The 7,742-nt window shown below is 72.0% G+C and carries 12 protein-coding genes; 6 read left to right on the top strand and 6 right to left on the bottom strand.

Features of this window, described 5'->3' with window-relative positions; all coding sequences use genetic code 11:
- The coding region (locus tag D7X55_RS31540; protein ID WP_233610187.1) for a hypothetical protein at nt 1-619 on the top strand (619 nt) is incomplete at its 5' end.
- A gap of 83 nt (nt 620-702) precedes the next feature.
- On the opposite strand, the gene D7X55_RS31535 is transcribed toward D7X55_RS31540, so the two are convergent.
- Both D7X55_RS31535 and D7X55_RS31530 read right to left on the bottom strand, forming a co-directional pair.
- Nucleotides 703-1,638: an acyl-CoA dehydrogenase family protein gene (locus D7X55_RS31535; protein ID WP_121725003.1), complete on the bottom strand. Its 936-nt coding sequence runs from the start codon at nt 1,636-1,638 to the stop codon at nt 703-705.
- Between the two features lie 52 nt (nt 1,639-1,690).
- Nucleotides 1,691-2,362, bottom strand: coding sequence for an SET domain-containing protein (locus D7X55_RS31530; protein WP_121725002.1), 672 nt, complete (start codon nt 2,360-2,362; stop codon nt 1,691-1,693).
- 103 nt (nt 2,363-2,465) lie between these two features.
- On the opposite strand from D7X55_RS31530, the gene D7X55_RS31525 reads away from it, so the two are divergent.
- Complete coding sequence (locus D7X55_RS31525) at nt 2,466-2,840, top strand: DUF423 domain-containing protein (RefSeq protein ID WP_121725001.1); 375 nt, start codon at nt 2,466-2,468, stop codon at nt 2,838-2,840.
- 19 nt (nt 2,841-2,859) lie between these two features.
- Here the strand turns inward: D7X55_RS31525 and D7X55_RS31520 are convergent, their stop codons facing one another.
- Together D7X55_RS31520 and D7X55_RS31515 are read right to left on the bottom strand one after the other, a co-directional pair.
- The gene (locus D7X55_RS31520; RefSeq protein WP_120548825.1) at nt 2,860-3,168 is read right to left on the bottom strand and encodes a hypothetical protein; all 309 of its coding nucleotides are present in this window, start codon (nt 3,166-3,168) and stop codon (nt 2,860-2,862) included.
- A 71-nt stretch (nt 3,169-3,239) separates the two neighbouring features.
- Nucleotides 3,240-4,499 carry a glycosyltransferase 87 family protein gene (locus tag D7X55_RS31515; RefSeq protein ID WP_233610186.1) on the bottom strand — a complete coding sequence of 420 codons (1,260 nt, stop codon included), beginning with the start codon at nt 4,497-4,499 and terminating at the stop codon, nt 3,240-3,242.
- A gap of 142 nt (nt 4,500-4,641) precedes the next feature.
- On the opposite strand from D7X55_RS31515, the gene mug reads away from it, so the two are divergent.
- The gene (gene mug, locus D7X55_RS31510) at nt 4,642-5,196 is read left to right on the top strand and encodes a G/U mismatch-specific DNA glycosylase (protein WP_304988909.1); all 555 of its coding nucleotides are present in this window, start codon (nt 4,642-4,644) and stop codon (nt 5,194-5,196) included.
- Here mug and D7X55_RS31505 read toward each other — a convergent pair whose 3' ends face one another.
- The gene (locus D7X55_RS31505) at nt 5,197-6,030 is read right to left on the bottom strand and encodes a 3'(2'),5'-bisphosphate nucleotidase CysQ (protein WP_121724999.1); all 834 of its coding nucleotides are present in this window, start codon (nt 6,028-6,030) and stop codon (nt 5,197-5,199) included.
- A 168-nt stretch (nt 6,031-6,198) separates the two neighbouring features.
- On the opposite strand from D7X55_RS31505, the gene D7X55_RS31500 reads away from it, so the two are divergent.
- On the top strand, nt 6,199-6,702 hold the full coding sequence (locus D7X55_RS31500) for a DUF3592 domain-containing protein (RefSeq protein WP_120548822.1): 504 nt from the start codon (nt 6,199-6,201) through the stop codon (nt 6,700-6,702).
- Between the two features lie 114 nt (nt 6,703-6,816).
- A complete protein-coding gene (locus D7X55_RS31495; RefSeq protein WP_120548821.1) occupies nt 6,817-7,305 on the top strand; it encodes a GNAT family N-acetyltransferase in 489 nt (162 codons plus the stop codon).
- Here D7X55_RS31495 and D7X55_RS43605 read toward each other — a convergent pair.
- Nucleotides 7,300-7,440 carry a hypothetical protein gene (locus tag D7X55_RS43605; RefSeq protein ID WP_158616223.1) on the bottom strand — a complete coding sequence of 47 codons (141 nt, stop codon included), beginning with the start codon at nt 7,438-7,440 and terminating at the stop codon, nt 7,300-7,302. The two genes, D7X55_RS31495 and D7X55_RS43605, sit on opposite strands and share 6 nt — an antisense overlap.
- A 90-nt stretch (nt 7,441-7,530) precedes the next feature.
- Between D7X55_RS43605 and D7X55_RS31490 the strand changes: the two genes are divergently transcribed.
- Nucleotides 7,531-7,742, top strand: a 212-nt coding sequence (locus tag D7X55_RS31490; RefSeq protein WP_199747247.1) for a hypothetical protein, incomplete at its 3' end; no start/stop codon positions are given.

Here is a 7,742-nt window from a genome sequence, read left to right as displayed (position 1 = left end):
GGTCACGGAGGCGTCACGCGCGGACGTGCTCAACCGCGCGGAGCTGGCGCGCACCCGCGCGACGGCGGCGCCGGTGCAGGCGACGCCGGGCTCGTGGCGCGGCGGCGCCAACACGGAGGTGGGGCGCGCCATCCAGACCATGCGCCAGCGCCTCTCCGACGTGAACATCACCATCAAGGGTGACACGCCGCAGAGCCTGTTCGACCGGGCCATCCTGGACAACAAGCACGTCACCAACGAGCAGATTTTGGAGATGTCCCGGGTGACGCTGCCCCAGCTGGCGACCGACCCGGCGACGCGCGCGAAGGTGCTGGAGCGCGTGCCCAACGCCCGCGAGCTGCCGGTGCACCACTTCACCGTGGCGATGCTGTCCGCGGTGACGGGCATCGACCGCGCGGCGCTCTCCGAGGCCTGCCCCGACCTGGGCCTCACGGGCGCGCCGAACACGCCGCTGCTCTACGCGGCCAAGACGGAGCGCATGCAGCGCTCCACCGCCCTGCACGACTTCACGGACTACATGCGCGGCGCGGGCGTGAAGGGCATGAACAAGGCCGTCTGGGGCGTGGAGAACCGCATCCTGTCCGCCGCCGTCTCCGCGCTGGGCGGCGGCCGGTACTGAAGAACTCCCCGTAGCATCCCAGGCCCGCGTGGTGGAGGAGGCTTCAGGCCCCTCCCCTCGCGGGCCTCGCTTTTCCCTGAACGTCAGTCCTCGCCCAGGCCGCCGGCCAGCCGCTGGCGCGCGGCCTCCAGCCGCTTCGCGCGCACCTTGGACGCCAGGTCGAGCACGCGCCGGTCGCGCTGCCACCGCTCGCGCATCTCCACGTCCACGCCCTCCCAGGCCACCTCGCAGCGCTCCAGCGCGCGGTGCACCTGCGTGAGCGCGCCGCCCAGCGCCACGTGCACGGCCGGGTCGCTGGGGTCCTCCAGCGCCAGCGCGCGGATCATCACCGCGATAGCCACCAGCTCCTCGCGCAGCGCCACCGGCCAGCCGCACCGGCGGGCCACCTTCAGCAGCCACCCCAGCACCGCCAGGTTGACGTGGCAGTCCTCCACCGTGCGGAACGGCTTCAGGTAGCGCGTGTAGCCATCCCCGGGCAGCACGTCCCCCGGCGCCACCTCCACGCCCTCCAGGCGCAGCGCCGCGTGCGGCACCTCCGGCACGAAGCCCAGGGGCGGCAGCGGCTCCACCGTGACTCCGGGCTTTCTCGCGTCCAGGCGCACCATTCGCAGGCGGTTGCGCTCCTGGGCGTCGCGGCCCTCGGAGGCGACCACCAGCAGCACCTCCGCGTGCGTGCCCAGTGTCACGTACGTCTTCATGCCATCGAGCGTGAAGCCCGCGCCCTTCGGCGTGAGCTTCGTCTCCATGGCGCTGGGGTGCCCGCCGCCGTTCTCCGTGGCACAGAGCGCGGCGCGCTGGTCCTTCGGAAGCTGGGGGAAGAGGGAGCGCAGCGCGGCCTGGTAGCCGGAGGCGAACGCGAACCCCATCCGGTCCATCCGGAAGCCGCTCGCGAGCGCCTGGTCCGCGGGCACCGGGAAGCGCGGCACCACCGCGAGGTGCCGGCGCCACCAGGCCTCCACGGAGTCGAGCGCGGGAGAGTCAGGGGCCTCGGTGAGCAGGAAGCGCAGGACGTCTTTCACGCTTCCAGTCTAATGCCCGGCCCCAGCGAGCGCGCGCCTGTCGTGGCGTCCTTCAGCTCGCGGCGCGGCGGCCGCGGCCCGGCGACTTCGCCCGCTGGGTGCCCCGCTTCTTCTTCGCGGCGGCCGGCGGCGCGGCCTTCGACTTCTTGGCGGACTTGGCCTTGGAGGCTGGCTTGGACTTCGAGCCGGACTTCGCCTTGGAGGTCGGCTTGGACTTCGACGCGGCCTTCTTGCGCCGCGCGGGGGCCTTCTTCTCCGGGGCGAGGATGGTGCCCCGGCACGAGGGCGTGCCACAGCGGCAGACGTAGAGGGCTTCCGCTTCCGCGTCCATCTCCGGGGTGCGCTCGTACGCGTAGTCGTACGTCAGCTCCTCCCCCGGTTCGATGGTGCGCAGCGCGTAGATGTGGATGTGGCCCTTGTCGATGAGGGACTGACAGTTGGGCTCGCACGAGTGGTTGATGTAGCGCGACTCGTTGTGAAGCGTCCCCGCGTCCAGCACCGTGTCGTTGTCCAGGTTGAAGAGGAACGTGTGGTGGCGCTCCATCGACTCGTCGTCGTAGCGCACGTCCGCCTCCGACTGGGTGATGCGCTCACCGATGTACTCGATGATGCGCGCGCCCTTGCGGATGCGGCGGGTGGCGAAGGCGCCCGTGCCCTGGATGGTGGACTGGCGCAGCTCGAAGGGAATCGACGGGGTCTGCTGGAAGGATGAAGAAGTCGTCATCGCGGATAGGGGCGCGGCTGGGGCGGGTGGCGTGTTCAACCAGGACGCTGCCGTGAAGCGCGGTGTAGCGTGCCGCAGTCAAGCGCGCGAAGAAAGGCACTCGATGATGCGGTGGTGGATCGTGGTGGGCGCGGTGAACGCTTTCCTGTCCGTGGGTGCGGGCGCCTTCGGGGCGCATGCGCTGAAGTCCCGGCTCCCGCAGGAGCTGCAGGTCATCTTCGAAACCGGTGCGCGCTACCACATGTACCACGCGCTCGCGCTGGTGGCCGTGGGCCTCTTCGGCACGGTGCGCCCCTCGGCGCTCCTGGAGTCCGCGGGCTGGGCGATGCTCGCGGGCATCGTCCTGTTCTCCGGCAGCCTGTACGCGCTGGCCCTGTCCGGCGTGCGCGTGCTGGGCGCCATCACGCCGCTGGGCGGCCTGGGCTTCCTCGCGGGCTGGGCGCTCTTCGCCGTGGCCGCGTGGCGCTCCGCACCGTGAAGCGGTGAACAGCCGGACGTCACTCCTTGAGCAGGGGCGGCATCGGGTAGACGACGTCCAGGTCGCGGTGGTTGCGCAGGCCGCAGGCCTCGCGCTGCACGGTGAGGTTCCAGCGCAGCCGCTCCGCTTCCTTCCACAGCGCGCGGTACGCCGCGTAGCGCTCCACGCGCGCCACGCCGTGCAGGGCGCGCAGCTCCTTCTCCGCCTGGGCCACCTGGGCGAGCGCGTCCTCCAGCTTGTCACCGGAGCGGCGCAGCCCGGAGGCGCGCTCGCGCTGGAACTCCGCCTCGATGGGCAGCAGGGCGTTCACGTTCACCGGACGGGCCATGCCTTCCTTCTAACCACGAGCCCTGGGCTTCGCACCGGCCAGGGGTGCCTCGCGGAGCAGGCAGCCGGGCTTCAGGCCTGCGGTGTCGGCAGGGGTGCGTCCTTCGGATCCGGGAGCGGAGCGGCGCCCGGGCCTCCCCACCGCCTCAGCTCGCGGGCCCAGGCGAGCCCCGCGAAGAGCACCATCGCGTTGCGCGCGAGCAGCAGCAGCGTGAATGACGGCTGCCAGCCGGTTCGATAGGTGCTGCCCGCGAAGAGGCCCCGGGTGATGGCCGCGGCCACCAGCAGCACCACGGACGGCCCCACCGCGCCGGAGAGCAGCGCGAGCGCGGCGGCCCCGGTGAGCCAGATGAGGTACTGCGGGCTCAGCACGGGGTTGAGGATGACGAACGCCGTGAGCGGCACCAGCGCCAGCCGGGCCACGTCCTCCACCTGCACCGGAGGCCTGCGCCACGCCGCGCGCACGGACACCGCCGCGGCCAGCAGCGAGCCCGCGACCCACACCTGGCGGGTGATGGCGCGGACGGTCTCAGCGGCCGCGCCGTGCAGCTCGTAGGAGGCCGGAGCGTGGACCCACTGCACGTCGGCAAGGCCCAGCTGGTGCGCGGCCCAGAGCAGGCCGGCGCTGAAGGCCTCCACCTGGAGCCCTCGCTCGACGTGGAAGGACGCGAACTGCCACCACGGCCACACGAGGCTCAGCGGCACCAGCGGCAGCACGCCCGCGACAAGCCCGGTGACGAGCGCCCGCGTCGGCTTCGAGCCCCGGCGCCAGGCCACGGCCAGGGCCACCGGCACGAGCACGGCGGGGTACAGCTTGGTGACGGTGCCCACCGCGAGCGCCGCGCCCGCCCAGCCCTCGCGCCCGCGCATCAGGGCCACCAACGCGGCCAGCGCCAACGCGGCGGGGATGAGGTCGTAGCGCTTGAGGTAGTGGACGCTCTGGATCCAGCTGACGACGAAGTACGCGCCCAGCGGCGCCCACGCGCGCCAGGACGTGCCCCAGCGGCGCACGCCCTCGGACAGGAGCAGCCACTTGATGAACGCGTCGAAGAGCGTGAGCTGGAGGCCGAACGCGAGGACGAAGCCGCGCAGGTCGCCGCCCGCCCACGTCGCGGGCACGAACCACAGGAGCGCGTAGGGCGGGTACTCGAAGCGGAAGTCGCGGTTGGGGACCGCGCCGTCCAGGAACGCGCGCGCCGTCCGGAAGTAGAGCGGCAGGTCGCCCTCGCGGCTGGAGAACGCGTAGAGGACCAGCGGCAGCACGCTCACGGCCAGCGCGGCCCAGTGCCTGGGCGTCAGCCGGAAGGACGCGGACGGATTCGAATCAGACACGAGGCGGCACTCTGCCCGTGCGGGCCGGGTGCTGTCGCCGGGGAAAGGCATCCGTCCCCTCCCCTGCCCGGCCTGCGTCCAGGTGTGTCCCCGTGCGAGGCGGCACCCGACCCGCTAGGTTCGGGGCCGGGTCTCCCACTCCATGAAGCTCCACCGCCCCACGAAGGACGAGCTGTTCGCCGCCACCGGCCGCACCATGCCGGACCTGCTGGCGAAGGACCTGCGGGTGCTCTTCTGCGGCATCAACCCCAGCCTCTACTCGGCGGTGGTGGGGGTGCACTTCGCGCGGCCGGGCAACCGCTTCTGGCCCTCTCTGCACGCGTCGGGCTTCACGCCGCGCCGCCTGCTGCCCTCGGAGCAGGAGGAGCTCTTGGCGCTGGGGCTGGGCATCACCAACGTGGTGGACCGGGCCACGGCGAGCGCGGACATGCTGGAGCCCCACGAGTACGCCGAAGGGGCGAAGTCGCTCTTGCGCAAGGTGAAGCGCTACCGCCCGAAGTACCTCGCGGTGCTGGGGCTGGGCGCGTACCGCACCGCCTTCGCGCGGCCGAAGGCGAGATTCGGACCGCAGGAGGAGACGCTGGGCGACACGCGGCTGTGGGTGCTGCCCAATCCCAGCGGGCTCAACGCCAGCTACCAGCTCCCGGACCTCGCGCGGCTGTACGGTGAACTGCGCCGCGCGGCCGGGTCGCGCTGACTACTTCAAGAGCCCCGCTTCGCGGGCCACCTGCGAGGCGACGGGCAGCACCTTGTCGAACGCGGCGGCGTTGCACGCGAGCAGGCCCCGGCGGTTCTGCAGCTCCGAGCCGTCATACAGGTACGCGTTGCCGGCCAGGTCCGTGAGCACGCCGCCCGCGGAGCGGATGACGGCCTCCGGCGCGCAGTTGTCCCAGCGGTAGCTCTTGTCGCTCACGTGCACGTAGAGGTCGCAGCGGGCCTCCGCCAAGAGGCCGCACTTGAGGCCCACCGAACCGGACTCCGTCTCCTTCGTGATGCCCAGCCCCCGCACCACCGCGTCCGTCGTCTTCGAGCGGTGCGAGCGTGACGTCACGAGCCGCAGCTGCGCCGGATCCGCCACGTCCGACACGCGCAGCGCGCGGCGGCCCTGGGGGTCCTCCACGGAGCCCTGCTCGCCCACGATGCCGGAGTACAGCACGTCCCCCACCGCGCGGTAGACGACGCCCAGCGCCGCCCGGCCCTCCACCGCCAGGCCGATGTGGATGGCGAACTCGCCGTTGCGGTTCACGAACTCCTGCGTGCCGTCGAGCGGATCCACGAACCAGCAGCGGCTGAAGCGCTTCGCGTCGGAGACGTCCTCCTTCTCCTCCGCCACCACGCCGTCCGCCGGGAAGGCCTTGCGCAGCTCGCCGACGATGAAGGCGTTGGCCCGCTCGTCCGCCACCGTGACGGGCCCTGCGCCGCCGGCCTTGTCCGTGACGGAGAAGTCGGTGGCGTAGACCTGCAGGAGGATGTCACCAGCCTGGCGCGCGATGCGCCGGGCCACTTCGAGCTCTTGGGCGAGTGCGGACATGGAGACCCCGACTCTACTGGGGCGAATTGCCCCCCGTGGGGAAATCTGCCCCGCGCCGCAGCCCCATGCCTCCGGGTGGAAGGCCCTGGCCCGGTGGCTGCAAATCCAAGCCGGATTCGCCCTCTCCGCCCCAGGCAGCGCGGTGGGAGGCAGGCAAGGACTCGAACGATGATGAAGTGGCTGATGGGGCTGGCCCTGCTGGGCATCGGCGTGGCGCTGGCGTTCGCGGGCGGCCGGATGGTGTACCGCTCGAAGGTGAGCAGGGACTGGCCCACCGTGCAGGGCACCGTGGTGTCCTCCCGCGTGGAGACGCTGCGCAGCAAGCGCGCGGTGAGCTTCCGCCCGGAGGTGAGCTACCGCTACGAGGTGAACGGCGTCCCGTACACCTCCGACACGGTGGCCTTCGACGGCCATGGCGCAGGCGGGCTCGCGGACGCGCAGGCGGTGTCGCGCCACTACGTGACGGGCGCGCCGGTGACGCTGCACTACGAGCCGGCGGATCCGTCCGTGGCCTGCCTCCAGTGTGGTGACACGGGGCTCGCGAACTACATCGTGACGGCGGTGGGCGCGGTGTTCGCGCTCGTGGCCGGCTGGGGCCTCCTGGAGCTGGCCCGCTCCGGGCTGCGCGACGACAAGCGCACGGCGCCCCAGATGCGCGCGAAGGCCCGGTAGCGGACGCCCGCCCGCCGTCCCGCGTGGCCGGCTGAGCATTTTCCTCCGGAAGGCTTCGACAGACGCGGGCAGCGGTGCGCAACCTGGGGTGGCCACCCGCTCTCAGGAGGACGCATGCCCGTCACCATCCGCCCCGCGAAGGACTCGGACGCGCCCGCGCTGGGCCGCATGGGCGCGGCGCTCGCGCGCCAGCACCACGGCTTCGACGCCCAGCGCTTCATGCTCCCGGACGACGTGGAGTCCGGCTATCGCTGGTGGCTGGGCAAGGAGGCGCGCCGTCCACAGGAGGCCGTGGTGCTCGTGGCCGACCTGGACGGTGAAGCCGTGGGCTACTGCTACGGCCGGCTGGAGGGCGTGGACTGGAACATGCTCCTCGACAAGCACGGCGCCCTGCACGACATCTGGGTGGAGGAGAAGGCGCGCGGCACCGGCACCGGGCGGCTGCTGGCGGAGGCCATGGTGCAGCGGCTCACGGAGATGGGCGCGCCGCGCGTCGTGCTCAGCACCGCCGCGAAGAACGAATCCGCGCAGCGGCTGTTCACGCGGCTGGGCTGGCGCCCCACCATGGTGGAGATGACCCGCGAAGCGCCGCCCCGCTCATAGCCGCAGCGTCCGGTCCGGCAGTTCCACCATCTCCTTGCGGATGAAGGTCCCCGCCGTCTTCGACGCCCAGGTGGAGAAGCCGCACCAGGACTGAGCCACCTCCCCCAGCACGCCCGCGAAGCACACCTTCAGCACGTGGTACGTGTGGGTGATGTGGAGGTTGCGCAGCGGCGCCGGGGCTCGCCATCACCCCACTGGGCGGGACAGGATGCCCCTCTTTCTTCCGTGACCATGCCCCTGCCCTTCGCTCGCGCCCCGTGGCTTCTGACCGTCCTCCTGCTCTGGGGCTGCACGGCCCCCGAGTCTCCGCCGGACGAGCTCCCCGCCCCCATCACGAGTGGCGCCTTCGTCAACCCACCGGTCCAGGTGACGACCGACGACGGCCCCGTGGTGGGGGAGATCATCAACGGGCTGAAGGTCTTCAAGGGCATCCCCTA

Origin of the sequence: Corallococcus sp. AB049A (assembly GCF_003668885.1) — a bacterium.
Classification (GTDB): Bacteria; Myxococcota; Myxococcia; order Myxococcales; family Myxococcaceae; genus Corallococcus; species Corallococcus interemptor.
Note: the sequence above shows the minus strand (reverse complement) of the source record. Positions and strands in the feature narration are given on the sequence as shown.

Coding starts and splice junctions, on each gene's coding strand:
- D7X55_RS31520 (WP_120548825.1), bottom strand. CDS start 3,168: ATGGCCCGTCCGGTGAACGTGAACGCCCTGCTGCCCATCGAGGCGGAG.
- D7X55_RS31505 (WP_121724999.1), bottom strand. CDS start 6,030: ATGTCCGCACTCGCCCAAGAGCTCGAAGTGGCCCGGCGCATCGCGCGC.
- D7X55_RS31530 (WP_121725002.1), bottom strand. CDS start 2,362: ATGACGACTTCTTCATCCTTCCAGCAGACCCCGTCGATTCCCTTCGAG.
- D7X55_RS31525 (WP_121725001.1), top strand. CDS start 2,466: ATGATGCGGTGGTGGATCGTGGTGGGCGCGGTGAACGCTTTCCTGTCC.
- D7X55_RS31495 (WP_120548821.1), top strand. CDS start 6,817: ATGCCCGTCACCATCCGCCCCGCGAAGGACTCGGACGCGCCCGCGCTG.
- D7X55_RS31500 (WP_120548822.1), top strand. CDS start 6,199: ATGATGAAGTGGCTGATGGGGCTGGCCCTGCTGGGCATCGGCGTGGCG.
- mug (WP_304988909.1), top strand. CDS start 4,642: ATGAAGCTCCACCGCCCCACGAAGGACGAGCTGTTCGCCGCCACCGGC.